The 25,178-nt window shown below is 41.3% G+C and carries 23 protein-coding genes; 14 read left to right on the plus strand and 9 right to left on the minus strand.

Features of this window, described 5'->3' with window-relative positions; translation table 11 throughout:
• Positions 1–154 precede the first annotated feature (154 nt).
• From TY49_RS05685 to TY49_RS23860, 6 genes are all read left to right on the plus strand, one after another.
• Positions 155–1,075, plus strand: coding sequence for a S66 peptidase family protein (locus TY49_RS05685; RefSeq protein WP_041964941.1), 921 nt, complete (start codon positions 155–157; stop codon positions 1,073–1,075).
• Positions 1,076–1,095: 20 nt separating this feature from the next.
• A complete protein-coding gene (locus TY49_RS05690) occupies positions 1,096–2,202 on the plus strand; it encodes a dipeptide epimerase (protein ID WP_041964942.1) in 1,107 nt (368 codons plus the stop codon).
• Positions 2,189–3,118, plus strand: coding sequence for a C40 family peptidase (locus TY49_RS05695; protein ID WP_041964943.1), 930 nt, complete (start codon positions 2,189–2,191; stop codon positions 3,116–3,118). Before TY49_RS05690 ends, TY49_RS05695 begins: the two co-directional genes overlap by 14 nt.
• Positions 3,119–3,120: 2 nt before the next feature.
• Positions 3,121–4,131, plus strand: coding sequence for an ABC transporter ATP-binding protein (locus TY49_RS05700; RefSeq protein WP_041964944.1), 1,011 nt, complete (start codon positions 3,121–3,123; stop codon positions 4,129–4,131).
• Positions 4,132–4,145: 14 nt separating this feature from the next.
• A complete protein-coding gene (locus TY49_RS05705) occupies positions 4,146–4,949 on the plus strand; it encodes a serine hydrolase (protein WP_041964945.1) in 804 nt (267 codons plus the stop codon).
• 168 nt (positions 4,950–5,117) lie between these two features.
• Entirely contained in the window at positions 5,118–7,163 is a 2,046-nt protein-coding gene (locus tag TY49_RS23860; RefSeq protein WP_052442099.1) for a sensor domain-containing diguanylate cyclase, read from the plus strand.
• Between the two features lie 49 nt (positions 7,164–7,212).
• Here the strand turns inward: TY49_RS23860 and TY49_RS05715 are convergent, their stop codons facing one another.
• Positions 7,213–8,439: an MFS transporter gene (locus TY49_RS05715; protein WP_041964946.1), complete on the minus strand. Its 1,227-nt coding sequence runs from the start codon at positions 8,437–8,439 to the stop codon at positions 7,213–7,215.
• 236 nt (positions 8,440–8,675) lie between these two features.
• Between TY49_RS05715 and TY49_RS05720 the strand changes: the two genes are divergently transcribed.
• From TY49_RS05720 to TY49_RS05730, 3 genes are all read left to right on the plus strand, one after another.
• Positions 8,676–9,557, plus strand: a complete 882-nt coding sequence (locus TY49_RS05720; protein WP_041964947.1) for a carbon-nitrogen hydrolase family protein — start codon at positions 8,676–8,678, stop codon at positions 9,555–9,557.
• An 11-nt stretch (positions 9,558–9,568) separates the two neighbouring features.
• Positions 9,569–10,240 carry a hypothetical protein gene (locus tag TY49_RS05725; RefSeq protein ID WP_041964948.1) on the plus strand — a complete coding sequence of 224 codons (672 nt, stop codon included), beginning with the start codon at positions 9,569–9,571 and terminating at the stop codon, positions 10,238–10,240.
• 149 nt (positions 10,241–10,389) lie between these two features.
• The gene (locus TY49_RS05730; protein ID WP_041964949.1) at positions 10,390–11,106 is read left to right on the plus strand and encodes a 3-ketoacyl-ACP reductase; all 717 of its coding nucleotides are present in this window, start codon (positions 10,390–10,392) and stop codon (positions 11,104–11,106) included.
• 243 nt (positions 11,107–11,349) lie between these two features.
• Here TY49_RS05730 and TY49_RS05735 read toward each other — a convergent pair whose 3' ends face one another.
• The gene (locus tag TY49_RS05735) at positions 11,350–11,709 is read right to left on the minus strand and encodes a hypothetical protein (protein WP_041964950.1); all 360 of its coding nucleotides are present in this window, start codon (positions 11,707–11,709) and stop codon (positions 11,350–11,352) included.
• A gap of 288 nt (positions 11,710–11,997) precedes the next feature.
• Between TY49_RS05735 and TY49_RS05740 the strand changes: the two genes are divergently transcribed.
• Positions 11,998–15,477, plus strand: coding sequence for a hypothetical protein (locus TY49_RS05740; RefSeq protein ID WP_041964951.1), 3,480 nt, complete (start codon positions 11,998–12,000; stop codon positions 15,475–15,477).
• A gap of 144 nt (positions 15,478–15,621) precedes the next feature.
• Positions 15,622–16,170: an HD domain-containing protein gene (locus TY49_RS05745; protein WP_041964952.1), complete on the plus strand. Its 549-nt coding sequence runs from the start codon at positions 15,622–15,624 to the stop codon at positions 16,168–16,170.
• A gap of 223 nt (positions 16,171–16,393) precedes the next feature.
• On the opposite strand, the gene TY49_RS05750 is transcribed toward TY49_RS05745, so the two are convergent.
• Complete coding sequence (locus TY49_RS05750; RefSeq protein ID WP_041964953.1) at positions 16,394–16,897, minus strand: YhcN/YlaJ family sporulation lipoprotein; 504 nt, start codon at positions 16,895–16,897, stop codon at positions 16,394–16,396.
• A 212-nt stretch (positions 16,898–17,109) separates the two neighbouring features.
• Between TY49_RS05750 and TY49_RS05755 the strand changes: the two genes are divergently transcribed.
• Entirely contained in the window at positions 17,110–17,838 is a 729-nt protein-coding gene (locus TY49_RS05755) for an esterase/lipase family protein (RefSeq protein ID WP_041964954.1), read from the plus strand.
• A gap of 43 nt (positions 17,839–17,881) precedes the next feature.
• On the opposite strand, the gene TY49_RS05760 is transcribed toward TY49_RS05755, so the two are convergent.
• Entirely contained in the window at positions 17,882–18,967 is a 1,086-nt protein-coding gene (locus TY49_RS05760) for an AI-2E family transporter (protein WP_041964955.1), read from the minus strand.
• Positions 18,968–19,180: 213 nt separating this feature from the next.
• Between TY49_RS05760 and TY49_RS24915 the strand changes: the two genes are divergently transcribed.
• On the plus strand, positions 19,181–19,333 hold the full coding sequence (locus tag TY49_RS24915) for a hypothetical protein (protein WP_198135591.1): 153 nt from the start codon (positions 19,181–19,183) through the stop codon (positions 19,331–19,333).
• Between the two features lie 192 nt (positions 19,334–19,525).
• Positions 19,526–19,948: a hypothetical protein gene (locus TY49_RS05765; RefSeq protein WP_041964956.1), complete on the plus strand. Its 423-nt coding sequence runs from the start codon at positions 19,526–19,528 to the stop codon at positions 19,946–19,948.
• 27 nt (positions 19,949–19,975) lie between these two features.
• On the opposite strand, the gene TY49_RS25195 is transcribed toward TY49_RS05765, so the two are convergent.
• The 5 genes from TY49_RS25195 to TY49_RS05790 form a co-directional block, all read right to left on the minus strand.
• Complete coding sequence (locus TY49_RS25195; protein ID WP_041964957.1) at positions 19,976–20,812, minus strand: PhnE/PtxC family ABC transporter permease; 837 nt, start codon at positions 20,810–20,812, stop codon at positions 19,976–19,978.
• Positions 20,809–21,609, minus strand: coding sequence for a PhnE/PtxC family ABC transporter permease (locus TY49_RS25200; RefSeq protein WP_041964958.1), 801 nt, complete (start codon positions 21,607–21,609; stop codon positions 20,809–20,811). Before TY49_RS25200 ends, TY49_RS25195 begins: the two co-directional genes overlap by 4 nt.
• Before the next feature lies 1 nt (position 21,610).
• Positions 21,611–22,357: a phosphonate ABC transporter ATP-binding protein gene (locus TY49_RS05780; RefSeq protein WP_041964959.1), complete on the minus strand. Its 747-nt coding sequence runs from the start codon at positions 22,355–22,357 to the stop codon at positions 21,611–21,613.
• Positions 22,358–22,366: 9 nt separating this feature from the next.
• On the minus strand, positions 22,367–23,239 hold the full coding sequence (locus TY49_RS05785) for a putative selenate ABC transporter substrate-binding protein (RefSeq protein ID WP_041964960.1): 873 nt from the start codon (positions 23,237–23,239) through the stop codon (positions 22,367–22,369).
• A 238-nt stretch (positions 23,240–23,477) separates the two neighbouring features.
• Positions 23,478–25,031, minus strand: coding sequence for an ABC-F family ATP-binding cassette domain-containing protein (locus tag TY49_RS05790; RefSeq protein ID WP_041964961.1), 1,554 nt, complete (start codon positions 25,029–25,031; stop codon positions 23,478–23,480).
• Positions 25,032–25,178: the final 147 nt, after the last annotated feature.

Genomic DNA, 25,178 nt, shown 5'->3' on the forward strand with positions numbered 1-25,178 from the left:
AGGGCAGAGCAGGGTATCAGCTTTTACCCAAAATGGTCCGGGAACTGAAGTTCGGGCAGAGCAGGGTATCTAACTTTATCACATGCGCTCTTAAAGTAGTCGATAAAATAATTATGTCTACTTCAAAAACGAAAATAATAGGGAGTCGATTGAAATGACAATGAAGCCCAAACGTCTGAAAAAAGGGGATACCGTTGCAGTCATAGCGCCAGCGAGTCCGCCTAATAAAGAAAATCTTAAGCGAGGCTTAAAATTCGTTGAAGATTTAGGACTTAATTATAAACTAGGGAAATCATTGTACTCTGAATATGGTTATCTGGCCGGCAATGATGAAGATAGATTAGCCGACCTGCATGAAATGTTCCTCGATGACGAAGTAAAAGGAATAATCTGTGCTGGTGGGGGCTATGGCACAGCGCGTATTGCGTCAGCGATAGACTATGATGTTATTAAAGATAATCCTAAAATCTTTTGGGGCTACAGCGATATTACATTCTTGCATACTGCGATCAGGCAGCAGACAGGACTGGTAACTTTCCATGGTCCAATGCTTGCTTCGGATATTGGAAAAGAAGAAGCTAATCAAACTACCAAGGACACATTCCAGCAATTGTTTACGCCAGCAGACCTAAATTATTCTCCTGAACTGTCACAAATTGATGAGCTGGTTCCCGGCTCTGCTAAAGGAATATTGGTTGGCGGAAACCTCTCGCTTCTTTCAAGCTCTATGGGCACACCATTTGAAATTGATACAGAAGGTAAGATTCTGCTTATTGAAGACATTAATGAAGAGCCACGCGCTGTGGATAGGATGCTTAACCAGCTGTTTATGGCTGGCAAGCTTCAGGAATCTGCCGGAATCATTGTCGGTGACTTTAATAACTGCGTACCAGAAAGAGAACTGTCTTTAACTCTGGAAGAAGTTATAGACCATTACATTAAACTTGCCGGTAAACCGGCTCTCAAAGGATTCAAAATGGGGCATTGCTCGCCTCACATTGGTGTGCCACTCGGGGCGGCTGCATCCATGAATACCAAGGAGAAAACGTTATTTGTTGAGAGCGGGATCAAATAGAACCAAAGGAGATAAGAGTTATGATTATTGAAAAAATCGAGACATTCCGTAATGCTGTCCCTTTGAAGAAGCCGTTTAAAACCGCACTCCGCACAGTTACTGTAGCTGAAGCCATTTTTGTTAAAATAACCTGTGATAATGGGATTACCGGCTGGGGAGAGGCACCGCCTACATTGGTCATAACAGGGGACAGTCTCGTAAGTATCGAGGGTGCAATCAATGACGTCATCAAGCCGTTTTTATTAAAAAAGAATCTATTGAACTTTGAAGCTATTTTCCAGGGGTTAAAAACCATCCTTGTTAATAATACCAGCGCAAAAGCAGCCGTTGATATGGCATTGTACGACTGTATCTCGCAAAATTGCAGCCTTCCGCTCTATCAATTCCTTGGAGGCTACAGAAACGAGCTTGAAACCGATTTTACCGTTAGTGTGAACACCCCAGAAGAAATGGGTGAGGATGCTGTTGGATATGTCAGCAATGGGTTCAATGTACTTAAGGTTAAGGTAGGAATCGGCGAGATTGAAACCGATATTGCCAGGATCCAGGAAATCCGCAAAAGAATAGGCAATGATATTAAAATTCGGCTCGATGCGAACCAGGGGTGGAAACCGAAGGATGCAGTCAGGGCGATCCGAAAAATGGAGGACCTTGGATTTGATATCGAGCTGGTTGAACAGCCAGTTAAAGCAGAAGATCTGGAAGGTTTAAAGCAGGTAACTGATTCAGTCGATACTTTAATAATGGCTGATGAAAGTGTATTTTCACCAAAACAGGCATTTGAGGTGATCAGAAGGAGAAGCGCAGACCTTATTAATATTAAATTAATGAAGTCTGGCGGAATTTATCAAGCCCAAATGATTAACCAAATGGCTGAAACCGCTGGGATAGAATGCATGGTTGGCAGTATGATTGAAACACGGCTGGGAATTACCGCTGCTGCCCACTTCGCAGCAAGCAAGAAAAACATCACGCGTTTTGATTTCGACGCGCCATTAATGCTAGCAAATGAAGCGATTTCAGGCGGAATAAAGTATAATGGTAGAAAAATCACACTTCCGGACCAACCAGGTCTTGGACTAGAAAAGGTCCTTTCAGAAGGAGGAATTTCCATTGGAAAGCAATAATATTTGGCTCGTCAATGTCCCTGTAGCAACTTTGTGGACTTCACATGATTCAGCGAGGGAAATCGATAGGGACGCAATTTCCGGTGACCTGAATGTAGATAAATGGCTTGAAAAGCTTACTTATGAGCCACGACTCCAATTGTGCGATGATAATCTGGTTCAATCACAGGTCTTATTTAATCAGGAAGTTTTGATCATTGATGAAGTGAATGAATGGGCACATGTTATTGTCCCAGACCAGCCATCCGGAAAAGATCGTCGTGGATATCCAGGGTGGATCCCAAAAGATCAGCTGATTCAACAATCAGATTGGTATATCAAGCAGGGACCTGCAGCAGTCATTACCGCTAAGAAAGCCCTTCTATATTCCGAAAAGAACGAAAAGTTGATGGAATTGAGCTATCAGACCACAATGCCGATCGTGGAGGATATAGTCGATCGAATCCGCGTTAAAACACCAACTGGTATTGGCATCTTAAGAGCTGAGGATGTAACAGTTATTCCATCGGATAAGGAAATTCCTAAGAAGAATGGGGACGCAATCGTCGCTGCTGGCGAACAATTCCTCGGATTGCCATATCTTTGGGGCGGAATGAGCAGCTATGGCTATGACTGCTCGGGCTTCAGTTATAATATGTGCCTGGCAAATGGCTATATCATCCCGAGGGACGCCCATGAACAGGCTGCTTCGGGTAAAGAGGTACCACTCTCAGACATCCAGCCAGGCGACTTGCTCTTCTTCGCCTATGAGGAAGGAAAAGGCAGCATCCATCATGTCGGTATTTATTATGGTGACGGCAAGCTTCTGCATTCTCCGAATACTGGCAAGAATATCGAGATCATTACTTTAGAAGGAACAATCTACGAAAAAGAACTCTGTGCAGCGAGACGCTACTGGATTGATACGGAGGAATAAATATGGAAAATGAAGTTTTATTAAGTGTAAGAGATTTAAAGAAGCATTTTACTATGGGTAAAAATGAAATCCTTAAAGCAGTAGATGGCATTTCATTCGATATTTATAAAGGCGAGACCTTTGGCCTTGTCGGGGAATCTGGATGCGGAAAATCCACGGCCGGCAGAACAATGATTGGACTTTATGACCGGACAGATGGAGAAGTTGTTTTTAACGGAAAAGACGTGCATTCACTTTCGGAAAAAGAAAAATTTCAGTTCCATAAGCAGATGCAGATGATTTTCCAAGATCCATATGCCTCATTAAACCCACGCTCTACGGTAAAGGAAATTATATCTGAACCTATGGAGGTTCATGGACTGTTTCCAAACAAAAAAGAACGCTTGGAACGAATTTATCAGCTCTTGGAAGATGTAGGATTGAATCGTGACCATGCGAACCGTTATCCACACGAGTTCAGTGGCGGGCAGCGTCAGAGAATAGGAATTGCAAGGGCACTTGCGCTTGATCCGGATTTTATCATAGCGGATGAACCAATTTCAGCTCTTGATGTATCAGTCCAGGCACAGGTCGTAAACCTGCTGAAGCGTCTTCAAGAAGAAAAGGGATTGACTTATCTATTCATTGCTCACGACCTTTCCATGGTTAAGCAAATCAGCGACCGGATCGGAGTTATGTACCTCGGCCATATTGTCGAGCTCACGGCTAGTAACCAGCTTTACAATAAACCGCTGCATCCATATACTCAGGCATTGCTCTCGGCCATCCCGATACCGGATCCGGATGTGGAGGATAAGCGGGAGCGTATCATCCTGCAGGGAGAACTGCCAAGCCCGATGGATCCTCCGAGCGGCTGTGTCTTCAGAACAAGATGCCAGCACGCAATGGACATCTGTGCCCAGAAGAAACCTGTCTGGCAGGAAATCGACAAAGACCATTATGTTGCCTGTCATTTATATGATGAACATTTAGAAGGAAAAGATAAAAAAGAAATGCTTGTCAATATCAGATAAGGAACAGAATAGCCATGAAAATAGAAGAATTAAGAGATAGACTATCGAATGAACTCGCTGGGTGCAAGGGCCGGGCGAGTTTGTTTTTGGAAATTGAAGGATCAATTATAGAATCTAACAGCAATGTAGTTTACCAGTCTGCCAGTTTGATAAAATTGCTGATATTATTCGAGGCTTTGAGACTGATTGAAGCAGGTAAGCTGCAAAAAGACAAAATCGTGACCATTAAAGAAAGCGACAAAATTGGAGACACGGGAGTTCTCCAGGCTATGAAAGTTAAGCAGCTTACAGTCGAGGATTTGTTGTCACTTATGATCATTGTGTCGGATAATTCGGCTACTAATCTATTGATTGATTTAATAGGGATAAATTCAATCAATTCGGCTATAACCATGATCGGAATGAAAAACTCGATATTGCAGCGTAAAATGTTGGATTTCGATGCCATTCAATCCGGACACGATAACTTTACATCCGCCGCTGATATCGCATTATGCCTGAAAGAAGCTGTTGCTGGAGGGTCTTTAAATAAACACTCGAAAAACACATTCTTTTCATTCCTCCTGCAACAACAATTCAAAGAAAAGCTGCCATTTTATTTGGATGATACTCTATTAAAAATCGGAAATAAGACAGGAGAACTTCCGGGAGTCGAGCACGATTGCGGTATTATATCATACGGTAAGAAGCAGGCATTTATTGTTGTGTTGATTGATGGACTTTCAGAACCCGAATCAGGAAAAACGGCCATCCGACAGATTGGGAAGCATGTAAACCGCTTTATAACAGGTATTTCGACAGAAACTGACCATATATGATAGCTTCCGATAACATTCAGATATCAGTTGCTAGCAATATGATACGTTAACATTTATGTATTTAATTGGAAAAATAAATGATAATTATTCTAATTCTCTTATTGAATAACAATATAAACAGAAGCAGAATGATATGGTATCAATTTTGACTTTGCAAGGAGAAGTAAAATGATGGTAAAGGAAAGCGGTACTGAGACAATAATTGAAGATGTAGCAGCTGCCAACAATTTGTCACCCTATTTTGTTTGCGTACATAAAAATTCAATCATCATTTCTATAGATGAAGGCGGCACTCAGTTGCTTGGATACAAATATCAAGGTGAAATAATAGGGAAATCAATATTTTCCTTTTTATCAAGCGGCAACCAAGAAACAATCTCAACCAGAATCGCTGCGATCGAACAAGGAACAATTCTACAAGGTAGTATAATGAGTTTTTCAATTAATGGTACTCCAATGGATTTTCAGGTTAATTCTGAAAACACGATATTTAATGGAGAATCGGCAATCAAGACTTGCCTGCGGTTCATAACGCCCATGAGCATTAATAACGATTACTTGGAAGAGACCGGCTCACTTATACTTAGCGCAAATAAAGGAATTGTCATCACTACTCCAGATGGCAAGATACAGGCTGTTAGTGATTCTTTTACCCGATTGACAGGCTATCTTAAGGAAAATGTCATTGGCAGAAATCCTCGAATATGGAAATCGCATAGCTACACGCCGATTTTTTACAAGAGAATGTGGGACTCTATTTTGAACAAGGGATGTTGGGAAGGCGAGTTATGGAACAAGCGTAAAGACGGCAGCCATTATTTAATGAAGGTGAATATCTTTTCAATATTGAACAAAGATAGCGAACTGGTGAATTACCTTGCTGTCTATACTGACCTTACCGAAGTGGAAATGCTTTCCCAGCAGCTCAAAGAACGCGAGGAACAGTTCAGGACTCTCGTTGAACTTTCTCCTAATGCGATCATTCTCTCGCAATTTGATAAAATTGCCTATGCCAATCCGTACACTGAGGCCTTATTTGGAGCAAATATGAACGAGGTAATTGGTAAATCTGTGAGTTCTTTTTTCAGTGAGCATCCGAATATAGCTTCTAAAATTGATTTTGATCAAAAGTCTGTAATTAGTTTTGAAGAACAGCTGAAAAAGGGAGATTCATATATCGATATTGAAGTATCTTCTTCTTTGATTACGTATCAGGGAGAAAAAGCTGTTTTAACTGTTATAAAGGAAATAACAAAGCGTAAAAGCATGGAAAGAGCTTTGCGTGAAAGTGAAGAGCAGTATCGCTTTATCGCTGAAAATTCATCTGATATGATCGGAAGGCTTTCAAGTGATGGAATTATTATTTATATTTCTCCTTCGAGCAGAGGAATTCTGGGGTACAGAAACGATGAATTGATAGGGAAAAATATTTATGGAAAAATTCATCCTGATGACCGCGAGAGCCTGATTGAGCAATATGGGAACCCTAAGGAATTAAGTGGCATAGTGACATCGAGCTACAGGATGCTGCATAAAAACGGCGGATATATTTGGGCTGAAACTACAGTCAGACCGGTGAAGGACAAATCAGGCAATGCTTCGGGAATGATGTTCGCCACAAGGGATGTAAGTGCTAGGAGGACCATTGAAAATCAGTTAAGAGAAAGTAATTCACTCCTGAGGAAGCTTTCCTCTCTTGATGGATTGACCGAAATCTATAACCGGCGGGCCTTTGACGAATTCCTTAAAACAGAATGGGCTTTCGCTTGCAAGCATAAAACGCCAGTATCCTTGCTTCTTCTGGATATCGACTACTTTAAAAAATATAATGACACATATGGGCATATCCAGGGGGATGAATGTTTGAAATCAGTTGCCCGCGAGCTTGAACGATTTTTCCATGAAAAAGGTTATTTCGCTGCAAGATATGGGGGCGAAGAATTCGCTGTTGTCCTGCCGAACACGGATGCACAGAAAGCATCAGGATTAGCTGAGGGTTTCCAGTCAGCCATCCGGGAGATGAAGATTGAACATGCAAACTCCAAGGTAAGTGAAATCGTTACAATCAGTATTGGTGTATCATGTGTCAAGCCTTCGGATCCAGAAGAAATGAAGCAGATACTCGAATTTGCGGACCGGGCGCTTTACAAAGCTAAGCATAACGGCCGAAATCGAATTGAAGTATGTGAAAGTGCGCAAAATAAACAGTTCTAAGATAATTAACAGGCACCATCGTCTGCAGAACGATGGTGCCTTTGCTTTTTTACAGAGCTTTTTGCGCTAATTTTACTTTCTCTTGGTCAACGCTATATTTTAGAGACCACATTAAGAACAAGATTCCGAAAGCAATATACATGATCCCTCCGAACATCCCCACCAATCTTGGGTTGAACCATTCTAGTACTAGTCCTGTAAAGAACATCGAGAACCCGATGAAAGTATTGGACAGCATACTCGTGATACCGAAATACATTCCGTGCCATTTTGAAGGAATAGTATCCATTGCCACCGTGTCGAGAAGTGTGTTGCCGACTCCGCTGAACACTGCGGTCATGCCAAATAGTGCAGCGGCCAGCCAAAAGGATTTTGTCTGGCTTATCGTCGTCAAGAACAATCCTTCGCCAATAATACATATAAAAGAAAATAATAGAAATCTATTTTGGATCATCCTTGTTAATAATGGGCTGATAATCAACCCCAGGCCCAGAACACTGTAAAAGACGCCCACTCCTAGATTAGCTTTTTCAAACGTCTCGACGGCATACACGCTTATTAACACATTCTCAATCCCATTAATCAGCGGGATAATAAGCTCGAACATCATTAACAACAACAGGAAAGAGGAAGCCGCAATAATTGGCAGCAGTTCAGTATACTTTTCATGATTTGGTTTAATGATCAAGTCATTTTCTTTCATAGCCTCAAGGGAAGGCAGTGTCGATAAAATCCAGCCAGCGGCAACGAAGGATACAATATTTAGCAAAAATGCTGCTTTCGCTCCCAGAAAATATGAGACAATCCCGCCGCTTAATGCTCCAATTACTAATACAAATCCAATTAATACTTGTTCCCAGCCATTTATATCTTTTAGTGATTTCGAGGAAACCATGGCAGGGATGCTTGATTTTCTAATGGGTGAGTAAATGGCTTCTCCGGAGGCCAACAGGAAGGAGGCAGCATAGACAATCCACATATCATCAGGATTATCGACCGCTAGAAAAGACAATGCTATGACCGCTCTGGCTAAGTCGGTAACGATCATGATTGTTTTTCTTCCGTATTTTACTCCGAGGCTGCTGCTCAAAGGGCTGAAGAATAAAAATGGAATCATCCTGAGAGCCATTGTGATCCCGACAGAGAAGCCAGAACCAGTCATTTGCAGAATGAGTGCCAGCAGCGCCACCTGGCTGAACCGGTCACCAATGCCATTAATTATTCCCGCGAAGAATAGTTTCCGGTAGGATTTCTCCAGACTAAATGTTTTAAACATAGTGTCCTCCATCAATCTGATTATATATATATCTAATTAGATTATAGTCTAATCGAGTGGTGAAAGGAACTGTTTTTTTTCGCTGGCTGGGGTTGCGTCTATCATATGGTAAATTTCTTGCCTAATTTTAATGAAAAATGTATTCATAAAAAGTAAAATGCTATATAATGATTTTCGTATTTCCGAAAATTTGAATTCGAGATGAAAAATGTTTATAGATACAGGGGGAATGATGGATGAAAATGAGGGTTTCCGCAGTCCAATACCATCTTCACACGATCAGGTCGTTCGAAGAGTTTGCTCAGCAGTGTGAGCATTATGTAAAAACAGCACAGGAGTATGGTTCAGAGTTCGTTTTGTTTCCTGAGTTCTTTACTACTCAATTATTATCAATCGGCAGTGAGCAGGGTACGAGGTTGACCATCAATGAACTCCCCGGTTTTACCGAGCAATATTTAAACCTTTTCCAGAGTTTCGCATTGGAAACAGGGATGCACATCATTGGCGGAACACATGTCATTGCTCGAGAAGGAAAGCTCTTTAATGTCGCTCACATGTTTTACCCGGATGGCAGAATCGTCGAGCAGGCGAAGCTTCATATTACACCTACCGAGGTAAATGAGTGGAATATGAGTGCGGGAGAAGATTTCAGGGTATTTGATACAGAGAAAGGGCGCATCGCGCTGCTAACCTGCTATGATATTGAGTTTCCTGAAATTGTAAGGATGGCTAAAGCAAAAGGTGCAGATGTCATTTTCGTTCCTTCTTGTACAGATGACCGTCATGGTTTCCATCGAGTTCGCTATACGAGCCATGCACGGGCTATTGAAAACCAGATCTACGTCGTTTTGACAGGAACAGTAGGCGCATTGCCTACAGTTGACTTTATGCGCGCTAACTTTGGCCAGGCGGCAGTGATTACGCCTAATGATATTCCGTTCCCTCCAAAAGGTCTTCAGGTTGAAGGGGAACTTAATGATGACATGATTGTTACTGCCGACCTTGATTTGGAACTATTGTACGAAGTGCGTGAGCGCGGTTCGGTCACTACATGGCGCGACCGCCGTACTGACCTTTATCCAGACTGGGAACAAGCCGAAAAGAATTTTATACGATAAGGAGCAGTTACATGGAATATATTCGCGTTAACAGTATCGATGATCCGCTTTTTGCCAAGCTCCATAATTTAATGAAGGAAGTTTTCCCTCCGGAGGAAGTATTGGAGTTTGATTTATGGAAAGGGCCACTCGAAGATCCAGGCATTAGGGTTTTTGTTGCTGTACATGAGAATGAAGTGGTTGGAGTAACCGAATATCGCTATTATCCTGACTGGAATATAGCGATGACTGACTTTACCATTGTCGGAAAACCGGGATTAAGTCTTGGAAGATTCCTTGCCAATAAAAGAATGGAAGACCTGCAGGAACTCGCTGGTGAACAAGGGGTAGAATTGTTTGGGATGTTCGCAGAAATTTATGATCCGTACCGTAAGACAGATCATGATTTTGGTGGTGTAAAAACGATGGACCCATTTGTAAGGCGCGAAGTATTATCTCACCTTGGGTATAAGCGTCTGGATATGGAATACGTCCATCCATCATGGGAAAATGACGGAGAAGCAGTTGAGGGACTCGATTTATGCTTTATGCCAGCTGATGAGAATACTCATGAACTGCCTGCAGCGTTAATTACAGATTTTCTTACCACTTATTATTCCGTTCTTCAAAAGAAGCCAGAGAAGTGGAATAAGATGGTGGATCAACTGAATAATAAAAAAACCGTGGCATTGTTGCCATTATAATGTGTAGACCAGCAGTGAACCATTACTGCTGGTTTTTTTGTTCTGTGCCAAATCGTTTGCCTTCTTTTCAAATGAGTCACAAGATTTGTTTTCACCGATGAGATTTTCTATAATTAACCCTTGACTACATAATTGAAAGGAGTCATCATATGGAATCTTTAAAAGGGAAAACAGCGCTGATCACGGGTGCTGGCAGAGGTATCGGCCGGGCTGCTGCTATAGCTCTGGCTAAAGAGGGCGTAAATATTGGCATGATTGGGCTAACACTTGCCAATCTGGAGAAGGTTACAACTGAACTTGAGGAATATGGAGTAAATGTTTCAGGAGCTGTAGCCGATGTATCTGACATCGAATCTGTACAGCACGCTGTTGAGCATGTAACAGAAGAAATCGGTCCAATAGATATCCTGATTAACAATGCAGGAATCGCAAAATTTGGCGGCTTTCTCGAGCTAGAACCACAGGAGTGGGAAAAAATTATCAAGGTCAATTTGATGGGCACGTATAATGTGACTCGTGCTGTCTTGCCAGGAATGATTGAGCGAAAAACTGGTGACATCATCAATGTTGCTTCCACAGCAGGGCAAAAGGGAGCGCCGGTAACAAGCGCATATAGTGCATCAAAATTCGGAGTCCTCGGGTTGACAGAATCGTTAATGCTTGAAGTCCGAAAGCATAACATTCGTGTCAGCGCTCTTACTCCAAGCACAGTAGCTACTGACCTGGCCATTGAGTCGAACTTAACAGATGGCAATCCGGAAAAAGTCATGCAGCCAGAAGATCTGGCTGAGTTAATGGTAGCTCAGCTAAAATTAAACCGCCGCGTTTTCATCAAGACAGCTGGAATGTGGTCAACAAATCCATAATCATTCAGAGGGTAGAACCTACAAAGGTTTTATCCTCTTTTTTCTATAAAACTAAACAAAAACTGAAGTGTCTTCCTGAAAAAGACACTCACGATCAGTGATAGTACCTGGTACTAATTAGTTGGAGGAATACCGCTTAAATATGCTGTTCTAGACTCTAGAACGGCTATTATTATATTAAAAAACGATACTATTATTTTGGTATAACTTAAGAGAAGTAACAAAAAAACGGCCTAAGCCGTTTTAAAAAGCATATTGGAATATCCCATAATAAAGGGGCAGTACAAATATCAATCCACTCAGTTTAGCTGGAAGCGGCATGGGCTCTTCCTCTTCGTGCAGGTCAAAGTCCCCTGCAAACCGCTCCGCAAAGAATATTGTAAAAATCACATCCCAAAGGAGACCGAAAACGAAGACAATTTTCCATACTAAAGGGGTTAGCATTTCTGTTTCAGTCACATATCCAAATAATCCAAGCCAAGTGATGATTGAAATGACAAAATCCAGCCTGGTGATATTGTTTTTATATTTACCCTTGATCAGAAACCAAATTGCCGTGGTACCCATAAATCCTAAATACATTAACCATAAAAAATCAGTCATTTTCTTACCTCGTAATCTTTTAATTAGTTTCTTATCAGATTGATTTAAGCTTCCTGATTCTGAAACTTATAAATCGAAACAGAATGATAGTGGTAAGTCGCTTTGTCCGAGAAGAACACCCTTTAAACGCACCTATCCTATTATAAAGGTGAATAGGAAATGTTGGAATAGAAATTGTCGAAAAATGACTTGTGATTTTTTTATGTAGAATGTTGAATTATTTTATGAAAGGTGTAAAATTACACTAAACAGTTCGAATATGGGTTAAAGAGGGATTGGGGGATAAAAATGGAACATGCTCCTAAAGAGGAAAGACGCAGGATTTTCCGTAATGAGCTCTATAATTTAAAAGAATTAGGTTATGTATCACCAGGGGAATACAAAAGTGTATCAGAAGCCCATAATGAATACTTTCTTGATTTGCTGGCAAAAGACCGGCAGGAGAAAGACTTGGCAACTAGGAACATTACTCGTAAAGTACTTGAACTTGAGAACGAAAAAGTTCAGTCAACAGATAGCGTTGCAGTGAAGGAGAATCAAATAAAACAGTCTAAACCACGCCCGGTAAAAGCCAGACCAAAGAAATCAGCGGAAGAGATTCGTGAACGGAATATTTCCTGGTCTTTGAATATAGGGGTGATCATGCTTTTGATTGGCGGTTTGTACCTAGCTACAAGCAACTGGGAAAGTATGACTCCATGGATGAAGACAGGGTCAATCGCAATGGTTTCGGCTTTGTTTTACGGAATGGCCTATATTAGCTACAAGATCATTAAAATTGAAAAAACAGCCTTTGCGTTTGTGGTACTTGGCAGCCTTTTCTTGCCTATCTTCACCTTATCACTAGGCTGGTTTGAATTGCTCGGCCCTTACTTATCGTTCTATGGAGAAGGCCGCTTCATATTAGGGGCAATAAGCAGTTCAGTGTTGATTCCGATATATGGGTTTCTGGCAAAGAGGCTATCTTCGAGGTTATTCGTATGGTTTACGTTTATTACAACCTCGATTGCAGCAGCATATATGTTGAGCGCGATTGGGCTGAAAACAGACGGATTTTACCTCGGCCTGATTATTTTCAATACACTTCTGATTGCAGCCTATCACCAGCTAAAAATAAAAGATCAGCTGCCGCTCTTCACCAAGGAACTTGCAGTATATTCACAGGCGAACTTGGTCCTGTCTACCTTATTAATGCTTTTCTTTTATGAAAATCATGTTTTCAATGGCTTTAATTTGATTTTGACCGCTGTTGTCTATCTGTCTATGATCTTCGTTAATGGGCATAAAGAGTATCATTTTGTTTTCAGTGCCATGTTCATTTATGGTGCATATCAAATTCTTGATAATTGGCGATTTACAGAGGTAAGCGTGATAGGTTATGCACTTCTTGGTTTCGTTTTTCTGTTAGTTCCAAGAATCATTGATGATAAACACGCCTTGAAAAGAGCTTTCCAAATGACTAGTGCAGTTGTATCAGGTCTTGCCTTTTTATTCATCACAGCCGAAGGGATGATGATTCATACAGAAAATCCATCCTTTATTCTTATGGCAGCTTACCTGATCATTTCAGCTAACTTCATTTATCTTGCGAATACCAATGAAAATATCATTTTTAAATATTTAAGTCCGATTTTCCTTGCAGCCGCTATGTTTGAGGCCGTTTTGCAAATTGGGAAATGGATTGGTTTCGAAAACCTTGTTTTGCCAATTTATTTCATTGGGTTCATTCTCTTCATTCTTCCAGGCTGGCTGGTCAAGATGAAGTATCTTCAAGCCATTAAAACCAGCTCGCGGGATGTCGGAAAAGTGATCATGCTTTTCATGATTCTTGTTGCTTTTTCCATGTTCGACTGGTGGGAGCTGGCCCTGATGTTCTCGCTGACCAGCTGTGCTTTGTATATCATGATAAAAATAGAAAGCAGACCGTTTTTGCCTTTGATTGCTCAATGGGCAGCACCCATCTCACTCGGTTTATCAGCCGCTGCCATCGGGGAGGAAATACGGTTACATTCCAGCTTTTATAACGATTTTATTGGAATGCCCGGAAATTTCGCACTTGCGGGAGTCTTTTTATTAGGTGTCAGTTTTGTACTTGGCAAAACAAAGGAAACCATCCTGTCACAAAATGCATTTTTCAGTTCGCATGGTTTCTATGCGGCAAGCCTGTTTTATACGTTCGCGTCTCCGATGACAAATATTTACGGAGAATCAATCATTTGGTTTGGCGGAATCTTGATGTCTCTCTTGCTTTATAGAGTCACAAAAGAGTCACTGGTCGCATTTTTCTCCGGTGCAGTCAGTCTTGCCTGGTACCTGATGACTATGGACTCGATTAATCAAAAGATATTTGATTTTAGTACAACAATAGAGTCTTTAATCATCCCAGGAGGTGGATGGTTATTGCTGGGGGTAGCGGCTTTACTTTTTCAAAAGCAGAGAGGTCTTGCAATTGCTTATTCATGGATTGCTCATATCTACCTCGCTCCAATAATGGCAGTTGAGTTTATCATCTACGGGGAAGAAGCAATCTTAAGCTACTTGATTGCAACTGGAGTCTATGCAGGGAGTATTTTCTTTGTGAAAAAGGAATGGAAAGTGAAATCGTTCTTATACGCTGCATTCACTACGTTGTTCCTGGCGATCAAGACGGGTATCAGTCAATTTACAGAAACAGATACAGGTCATTACGCCTTCCTGGTGACAAGTGTTTTGTTGACTCTATTCTGGTTATTGTCATCCGCGAGTTTTAAACAAAGAACCTTATATTATCTTGTCCCGATTTCACTCTTAGGAGTAGCAAGCTTCCTGGCAGCATATCCATACAGCTGGCTGTTGTACGGAATAACAATTGGTTATGCAGCAGCGATATTGGCTTTGCTCCATAGAGTGAAATGGGATTTAGCCGCAATGATCCCGTTATTGATGATCTTTTACGGCACAATCCAAATCATGTTCCTGGCACAGCTGCATGTGTATTGGGATATGGCTATTCTTTCAGGATCAGGAATTTTGCTTATTTTTTCAGGGAGAAGGATTTATAGCAATCTCTGGGAAAAGGGAAGAGTTTTGGGACTACAAAGCCTGGATGCTTATTCATTAGTCGGATTCTTGTTCATTGTTTCCGTGGCACTGATGAATGGTGAAACCTTTTGGGCGCTCATTGTCCATGGACTCCTTCTATCTGCAGGATTATGGCTGCAGAAGAACAGGGTTCATGGTAAAGGAGTAAGTGTAATTCAATTTATCGCAGGATCTTACCTGCTGATTCCTTATTATGCAGCCGTAGAACAGCTTAATATCCCAGCCTTATTTGAAAGGGAGGTATTCGTACTTCCGCTAGTGGCCCTTGTGATTTTCTTACGATATATGCTCAAAGAGAGATACAAGCAAATCACCAGCTATATTCAGTGGGCAGTATTGATTATAGTCTCGCTTTTACTCATTCAGGATGGTCTAGAAAGCAATACGGTTTATGATGCCTTGATTCTTGGATCGCTGTCGCTTATTTCCATGCTGGCCGGTATGTGGCTGAGAGTAAAAGCTTATTTCTTTGTTGGGGCAGGAGTTCTACTTCTTAATGTGGTTCTGCAAACCCGCCCATTCTGGGGAAATCTCCCTTGGTGGGGTTACCTCTTGATCGCCGGTTCGATCCTGATCAGTGTTGCCAGCATTAATGAGTGGAATAAACAAAAAGGAGCTAGAGGGGAGAAAACTCTCCTCGAAAAGTTAAAAGAGAGCTTACTTATGAAAATGAAAAACTGGAACTAATAGAAGCTGGCAAAGGGGGAATGTTTTAATCCTTTGCCAGCTTTGTTTTATGTGAAAGTAAGGATGCAAAAAAGTGCATTTCTGGATGATTTCTGTTAACATTCATAAAAATAAGTGTATCACATCAGCTAAGGAGGTTATGAAATGAGGGATGTAACTATTTTGGACATATTTGAGCACCATATTGCCCAGAAATACTTGAAGCGTTCTGGCATGGCCCATGCTATCGCTGTCGCTTACCACGCATTCCATCTTGCCAGGGAGCATAAGGTGGATGTAGATATTGCCGCAAAAGCCGGTTTCCTGCATGATATAGGGCATTTTACCTGGTACAGGAACGGAAAATGGGACTACGAGCTATACAGGAAAAATGACATCCATCCAATTAAGGGAGCGGAAAGAGCGCATAAACTCTTGATCCGATTGGGTGAAAACCCCGTGCAGGCGAAAGCCACTTCACTTGCAATCCTTTTCCATACAGACTCCTTTTTGCCTTCAAACGATATTATCCGTACGCCACTTCAGCAGGTAGTGAAATGGGCAGATGAAAAAGACGAAGAAGAAGGTGGAAACCATCATTACAGGAAAATAGAACATGAACGTGCAAAACAAAGCATTATCAGGCTTGATAAAATGATTGATGAAGAGATTATGAGTGGTAAAAGCGGGGGAGGAGCACAATTGCCATCTTAAATAAGAAAAGCGTAAGCGCCTTGTTCAGCCCCAACAAGCGCTGCAGACAAGCGACTCGAGCTGCTCAAAGCTAACGCTTATCGCAAGATACTCGAGGAAGCACTCTCAGGGATGAAAACTGGCTAGGCGCTGAAGCTAGACAATTCTCGAAGTGGAAATTTACACCTTCTTATCTGGTGAAAATAAGGGCATCGATCTTTTCGATGCCCTTTGCTGGTTATTATTAACGATTTTTAGGGAAAAACCTTTCGATTGTATCATTGAAATCTTCAGTAAGCCCCACAATCGGTCTCCTGCTCTGAAGCTGCTCCCTATAGTCTGTCATACTGACAACAAAGTCTGCATTGGATGAAACATAAACATCAGTAATGGACTCATCGGAGCCTTTGATCTGTTGAGCAATTTTGTTTTTTAAATCACCAGGAACAGCCTCTGTATCACCATTTTCAAGTACGACGGCAACATACGCATTTCGATGCACGGTAATGATGGTGGCGCTTTGAACTTCATTCATTATTTTTACCTGTTCCTCCGCATTTTCATCCACATGCATCTTGTATGTTTGATTATATGAATTGGAGGTGTACTCCTGGTTGATATTCTGGATTCGTGCACCATCATTATTTATCTGATAAGTTTCGGCTCCCTCATCCGTATATGTATTGCACCCAGTGAACAAAAGGACGGTCATAATCAGAATAAGCATCTGTACGCTAATTCGTTTCATTGGCAAATCCTCCTAATTTTTGAATCGCAAATAGAATGTCCAATACCTTGAAGTTTTATTCGGAACTTTTCCTAACTAAACCGAGCGACTGAAGAATATTGTTTGTCGTGGCCAATTAGTTCTGTATGGCGACGTAATATTTGACATGATAGAGGAATTTTATGAAAGCGCCACCATAAGATTAATAGATAAAAAGTTTAGGAGGGTTTTTAATGAATAAGTTCAGGGGTTTGATTAGTTTTGCTATTACAATGGTCTTTCTTCTATCCGTCTTTTCAACAGCCGAAGCGGCAAAAAAAGTGCCTGTTGCTTCAGAGAAGGATCCTGTCATTTTTGTCCACGGTTTTACAGGTTCGTCTTCCAGCTTTGATAACTTGAAACAATGGCTTGTTAGCCAGGGATGGCCGGCCAATTACCTGTATGCCATCCAATATTCAGATACTACAGGAAGCAGTGTCGACAATGCGTATGAACTGCAATCATTCGTTAAAAACGTTTTGCGCCAGACGAAAGCATCAAAAGTAGATATAGTCTCACATAGTATGGGTGGGCTAAGTACTCGATACTATGTAAAATACCTGGAAGGTGCCCAAAAAGTCGATGATGTAGTCACCTTAGGTTCCCCTCATCACGGAACAAACTCTTCATATTTTGGATTATGGACTCAGGGAGCACGAGAAATGGTTCCCGGAAGTGCTTTCCTGAACGACTTAAACAGTGTTGATGAAACACCAAATGGAAGTGACACTTCAGCACCGATTCAATACACATCAATTTACAGCAGTGCTGATACAGTCATTAACCCTTATACGAGCTCAATAATAAATGGAGCAGAAAATGTTGAAATTAGTGGTGTGAGCCATAGCGGCCTGTTGACAGATTCATCAGTCCGCCCTCTTATTCAGGCTGGGTTGGAGGATGGAGGAAAGAATACAAATTAAACAGACAAAAGGCCAGCTTCTATGCTGGCCTTTTGTGATTTGTTTATGAATCAGGGGTGATCAGGTTCCTTTTTTCCCTAAGTTTATAAAATTTCCACACATCCTTTATGACAATCTTGACAACAGAATAAAGTGGGATGGCGATCAGGATACCCACAAAGCCGTATAAGGAACCGGCAGCGATTAACAGAAGGATGACGGTAATAGGGTGGATGCTGAGCTTTTTGCCCATCACCTGAGGAGTAACAAGATTCCCTTCAAGCTGCTGCACGATGACTAGGACAATCAGTACCTTTAACATCATCATCGGACTGCTTGTAAGGGCAACGAATAATGCTGGAATAACACCTATAATCGGGCCCAAAAATGGAACAACAGTTAAGAACATCGTGAAGATTGCAAGGATTAGGGCATAATCTAGTCCAATGATTTTATATCCAATATACATTAGCGTCCCGTCCACTAGAGCGATGATGAATTGGCCAGTTACATAGGTGAATAGAGTTTTATCAATATCTTTTAAGATTTTATTGCCTTCCTGCACATGTTCTTCTGGAATTAGTTTTAAAATATAAGGCCTTAACTTTTCATCATCCTTTAAAAAGAAGAACGCAAGAAACGGAACAACGACAAGAACAGTCGCGACACTAGTGATCACCGAAAATACTGTCAAGAGATTTTCTCCCAGACCTTGTGTGACCTTGCTCAAATAGTTCAGTGCTCTTTGCTTGATCTCTTCTGCATTAACAAAACCAAGCTGATTATCATTGATGACTTTTTTCGACTCTTCCGTAATTTCATCTACTTTTTGAGGAAAGTTTCCCTGTATTTCGCTGATCTGTTCTCCTAATTGGGAACCTGCAAAATAAGTAAATCCTGAAAAAAATCCAGCTACCAGAACAAAGACAATCACAATACTCACTATTTTTGGCATGTATTGCTTAAGCCATTGAACTGGTTTCCTTAATATATAATAGACAAGACCTGAAATCAAAACAGGAAAGAAAATGGCGATAATAAAGTTTTGCAGCGGCCAAGCAAAGTAGTCTATCTTACCAAAGAGGAAAATGATAAGAAGCAGGAGAATGGTTCCGGTTGCGTATTTAAAAAAAGGTCGTTGAATCCACATGTCTATAGCCCCCTGAATATTTATGTCTCTTCCTATTAATTACCTTAAAGAAATGGACACTAAACAAACTGGTTGTCATATAGTGGACAGTTTCAACATATAATTATAAAAATTGGTAGTTTGATATAAATCTTAACGGGTAAATATTCTGGTCAACAGAAATAGAATCGCAGCATTAGCCACTGGTCATCTTCTGTGTAAAGGGGTCTCTGTATGGTTGCAGTCGAAGAACATCTGTTATTTATCAAAGAACTTGGCCGTTTATTCGATGAGTACGCGCAATGCGAGGATAAGGAACTGAAAAATGAGATTTATAAAGATATTCAGTTATTAGGTGAAGCGATCAATATCGGTAACTATGCTTAAATAGATTTCGGCAAGCCCTTGTTCTGAGGGATTGCCGTTTTTATTTTGAGGATTATAAAAGCTTTGATTTACCAGCTAGTATGATGAATAAGAGCAGGTAACAAAAAAAGAGTCCAACTATGGTGATATTTAGGAAAGCCAGCAGTAGTTCTTTCATATATATGAAACAAGCATATGAAAGGGGAGGTTTATATGAGGATTGACCTTTCAAGGGATCAATATTTGACACTCGTAAAATTATTGCAGCTTGGAAACTGGCCGCTTGGACTGACTGAAGCAAATCAAGAACTGGTGAGCAAAGCGGAGGATCTTGAACAATATATTTTCTCCCTCTCAAGGGATTTTGAAGCTGGTGACGGGATTTACTACGATGAGGAAGAGGAGTATTACTATCTTTCGGAACACCTTAGAGATACAGTGGAAATGATAATTGATGAATACGAGGAAGATGTTTTTTGGGATCAGCTTACACATAAGCTCGCAACGATCGATTTGAAGCGCGAAGTCAGTATCAATACTTCTATTGAACAAAAAATCAATCGACTTTTCGAGCTTAAAGCACGTTATGAGAAATACTTCTTGGAAAATGGTCTGAACAAAATTGATATTTTATAAGGGAAAATCCGGCCAATCATGGCCGGATTATTTTATGAATATTCTCGCTTTTTCTGAAATGTAATCGGCTGCGAAAACCAGGAGAAGATAGAAAAATAGCAAGAGCGTAATATCTGTGTAATGGAAGAAACTCATACTCAGCTTGAATTGCTGGCCCAGGCCTCCTGCGCCAACAAAGCCAACGACAATCGTCGTTCGCATGATGACCTCCCAACGGTAAAGTATATACGTCAGGAATCGGGGAAGAGCAGCTGGCAATACTCCATACAAAAAGAGCTGAAAACGTCCTGCCCCGGATGAAGAAAGATTCCGAACCGGCCTTGAGTCTAAATCTTCGATGACCTCTGCAAAAAGCTTTCCAAGAATCCCGAAATTATGAAGTGCAAGTGCGATTGCACCCGGCAATATTCCAGGTTTAAAAATGAAGATGATGATCATTGCCCAAACAAGCTCCGGGACTGCCCGAGAAAAGATATACCCTCCGCGAACAACACCAAAGGAAAGCCAACCATGCCATTTTTTAGCCAGCGTGAGGGACCCGTCTGCAACATTCCTTGCTGCTGGCACAACTGTCAGGAGTGCGGCAATTGTCGCAAAGCCTGTAGCCATCACACTCATGACCAATGTTTCGATCGTAAGATCCAATGCATTTTTCCAGTTTTCGGCATTTAGATAAGCCGGACTTTCTTCATTTATACCCAAAAGCCCTTTAAAGAACTTGCTAGCGTAAAAAAGATTCTTTTCTGTAAACAGTAAGGACAAGCTTGCTTTTTCTCCAATAATTATCGATGCCCAGGATCCAATCATAAGTAGCAATAGAGCATAGACAGAAGCTGTCACGAAGCTAAGTTTATATTTCTTCATTGTACCAGCCTCTTTCTTAATTGGTTGCTCCAAAGATCGATGATGAGGACTAGGGCGATTAAAAAGAACACGAAAGTCCAAACTTCATCATAATGAAGGTCATCAAGACTCAACTGAATTTGATACCCCAGGCCACCGATGCCTACAAAGCTCATGATGGCAGAAGAACGAATTGCGCACTCAAATCGGTACATCGCATAACTGGTAATGCTCGCCCTGACCATCGGCAAGTAACCATACCATAAAGCCTGAATTTTAGAAGCGCCTGCTGCTTCCAAAGCTTTAATCGGTTCCCTCGGTATGTCCTCCAGCATATCTGCAAAAATCCTTCCCAGGATGCCACCATAAGGTATTGCCAGGGCAAAAATCGCGGCAAAAGAAGAGAGACCGATCGACGCGACGAATAACCAGGCCCAAACGAGTTCATGAATGGCTCTCATGATACCAAGCTGCCCTCTAAAAAGAGGCCGTATATACCTTTTGATTTTACCTTCTGATACCAAAATTCCTGAGGCGAAAATGCCAAAGAAAAAGGCAATGATAATCACCAGACTCATGCCGGCAGCTGCATAAGAAAGAGTTGTCCAGCTTGACTCCAAGGCCAGAAGAAGGATGTCACCCGATAAATCAGGAGTGAAAAATGCTGCCGCGATTTGTTTTGCTGTTATGAATCCTCCGCTATGAATCAAGTTACTATGCCATTCAACAAAGAAAAGACTCAACATGAATGCAAGCAATAGGATCAGTGTAAGGATCTTTCGCTTATGGAGCTCAAAATTCAACCATCTTTTATCCATATCAAGACAGCTCCTTTAGTCTGTAAAGGCTATTGATATGGTCATCAGTTACGGAGGAAGCGGGGAGGTCAAAGAAGATTTCACCATCTTTAAGTGCTATCAATCTATCGAAGTATTTCCTTGCATATTCCACTGAATGAAGGCTTGCAATTAGTGTTTGGTTCTCCTCTAAAGCGATTTTAACCAATAATTCCAGCACGTCTTCCGCACGAGCAGGATCCAATGAGGCAACCGGCTCATCAGCTAAAACAATTTCAGGACTTTGGACAAGGAGCCTTGCAAGCGCTACCCGTTGTTGTTCTCCGCCTGAGAGAGAAGAGGTTTTTTCATACAATTTATCTGTCAATCCGACACGAATTAGTGCCTGGACAGCATATTCTTTATCCTGAGGGACCAGCATGGAAAGAATCGATTTGAAAATCCCCCATTCAGAAAGCCTGCCAGCAAGAACATTATGGATGACCGGGAGCTCTCCCACAAGGTCAAACTGTTGGCGAATGATCCCGATTTTTTTTGCTCTCTTTTTATGATCCATTAGCTCAGAGAGAGGCTGCCGGTCTATAAGGATATGACCCTGGCTTGGTGGAAGAATGGCTGCCAGCAAGTTCAGCAATGTAGTTTTGCCGGCTCCGCTTGGACCAATAAGGGCAACTAATTCTCCTTTATTAACTGTAAAAGAGAGGGAAGATAAGGCAATCTTCCGCTCATAGCTTTTCGAAATTTGCGTAATGCTTATCGCTTCTTGCATGAAATCCACCTACTTGATGATCTTGAGTTGCTTTGCGACCTTTTCAATTGCTTCGTAATTTTCATTCTTCGTTTCTATGAATTTATCAGTCTGCAATAATTCCATTATTTCATTATCCTCTGAAGTCATTGAAAGTATAGCCTCTTTGAGTGTAGCTTTTGTCTCAGCATCCATCTTGTTTAATGTCCAGTTGTAGTCATAGTACTCAGGAGTTGTATAAATTACTTTTACCTTAGATTCATCTACTTTTCCTTCTTTTACAGCTGCTTCCCATACAGAAATATTCAATGCACCAGTTTGAAACGCACCTGATTCTACTAGCTTATATGTTTTATCATGTGAACCTGAGTAGTTCGGCTTTCCATCAAGGTCCTGATCCGCGTCTATGCCAGCTTCCATCATAAAGTAGCGCGGCATTAAATGACCGGAAGTCGAGCTTTCACTGCCAAAAGTAAAGGATTTTCCTTTTAAATCTTCCAGGCCATCAATATTTACATCACTGCTGGCAATAAATACTGATTTAAACTTTTCATCGATTGGTCTTTGTGCAAAAGCTTCAGCTTCAGGAACTAAGTTTCTCGCCTGTACACCAGTAAGACCGCCAAACCAGGCTAGCTGGATTTCGCCGCGTTCAAATGCCGTAACAAGCGCTGAATAGTCGACAGAAGGGACATACTCAACATTCAATCCCGTCTTCTCTTCCAGGTCCTTCGCAAAATCCTCCATGCTCCTGTTCAAGTCTGCTGCATTCTGATCAGGAATCGCACCAATTTTAATTGTTTCTGTTATTGTGTCTTTTTGTCCTTCGTCTGTACCATTGTCAGAACAAGCCGTAATGGTAAAAATCATCAATAAGCTTAATAATGTAATCAATTTTTTCATTTGTTATCACCTTTATAAAATATTTTTATGTACCCTATAAAATTTATCAATAACTAGTGGATAACTCAATACATTTTGATGAAATTTAATATGAATATTATGGGATGTCAGGAGAATTCAGTGTCCAAGCAGTTCGATATCTCTATCATAGGCTGTTTTCAACAAGTTCTTTAAGGAGTTGTCAGAATCATAATAAAAAGAAAAACCTGACGGAATAGCCGTCAGGTTCCTTTGGATTCTATTTTGATTTTTCAATCCATTCTTCAACATTCCAGACTTTTGTTACCCAGTCTTCGTAGAAATCTGGTTCGTGGCTGACTAGGACAATTGTTCCTTTATATGCCTTCAACGCACGCTTTAATTCCGCTTTCGCAGTAATATCAAGGTGGTTGGTAGGCTCGTCGAACAGAAGCCAATTGCTCTCGTGCATAAGCAATTTTGTCAGGCGTACTTTCGCCTGCTCACCGCCGCTAAGCTGGTTCAACGGACGGGATATATGTTCATTCTTTAGGCCCCCGCGTGCTAATGCAGCGCGGACCTGATGCTGATCCATGCCTGGGAACTCGCTCCAGACATCCTCAATCGGAGTGATACTTCCTGCTTTTACTTCCTGTTCGAAGTAAGAAGGGAAGAGGAAGTCGCCACGTTCGATTTTACCGCTCAATGCAGGGATTTTCCCAAGCATCGTTTTTAACAAGGTCGATTTACCGACACCATTCATCCCGACAATCGCAATCTTCTCACCACGCTCGATCGTAACCGACATTTTAGGGAGAAGTGGGTGAGTATATCCAATTTCAAAGTCTGTGCCTTCAAATACATAACGGCTGCTTGCGCGTGATTCCTTAAACTCAAAAGTAGGTTTGACGGCTGTTTCAGGTCTGTCAATTCGTTCCATACGGTCAAGCTGCTTTTGGCGGCTCTTTGCCCGTCCTGTTGTCGAATAGCGTGCCTTATTTTTGGCAATGAAATCTTCTTGTTTCTTGATGAATTCCTTTTGCTTTTCATATGCGTTGATATGCTGATTCTTGTTAATCTCGGCCAATTCCAGGAATTTTTCATAGGTAGCAGTATAGCGCGTCAGCTTTGAAAATTCCAACTGGAAAATAACATTCGAAACTGGGTTCATGAATTCAGTGTCATGTGAAATCAAGATAAAAGCATAAGGGTAATCCTTCAAGTATTTTGTGAGCCACTGGATATGCTCGACATCAAGGTAGTTAGTCGGCTCATCAAGCAGGAGAACCTTTGGCTTTTCAAGCAATAGCTTTGCAAGCAGAACCTTTGTACGCTGACCGCCGCTCAAAGCTGAAACATCGCGGTCTATACCGATTGCGTCCAAACCCAGACCCCGAGCAGCTTCCTCGACCTCTATATCAAGGGAGTAGAAACCTCCTGCATCTAAGGCATCCTGGATTTCGGCCATTTGTTCAAGTAATTTTTCAAGTTCTTCAGGTGAGGCATCAGCCATTTTCCCAGTAACTTCATTTAATTCTTCTTCTTTCTTAAAAAGAGGAAGAAACGCATCACGCAATACATCGCGGATTGTTTTTCCGGGTGTCAAAACTGTATGCTGGTCAAGATACCCATACTCAACACTTGGAGTCCATTCAACTTTACCGGAATCGTGTATCAACTGCCCAGTAATGATATTCATCAATGTCGACTTTCCGACACCGTTCGCTCCTACAAGGCCAACATGGTCTTCTGCTAGCAAACGAAAAGAGACGTCTTTAAAAAGGGTACGATCCCCAAATGTGTGGCTTAAATTTTCTACATTTAATAAACTCATGATAAAATCCTCGCTTTAATCTATTTTAAGAAAACAAATATTTTACAATCACATTTCTTAATCATACTAAAATCTCTGGTTTTCGACCAGCGTTTTCTAGGCTGGAAGATATGGAAACTGTTCCTATCAGCTTTGTGGAATTTTACC

The sequence above is a fragment of the Mesobacillus selenatarsenatis SF-1 genome, assembly GCF_000813125.1.
GTDB classification, from domain to species: Bacteria; Bacillota; Bacilli; order Bacillales; family Cytobacillaceae; genus Mesobacillus; species Mesobacillus selenatarsenatis.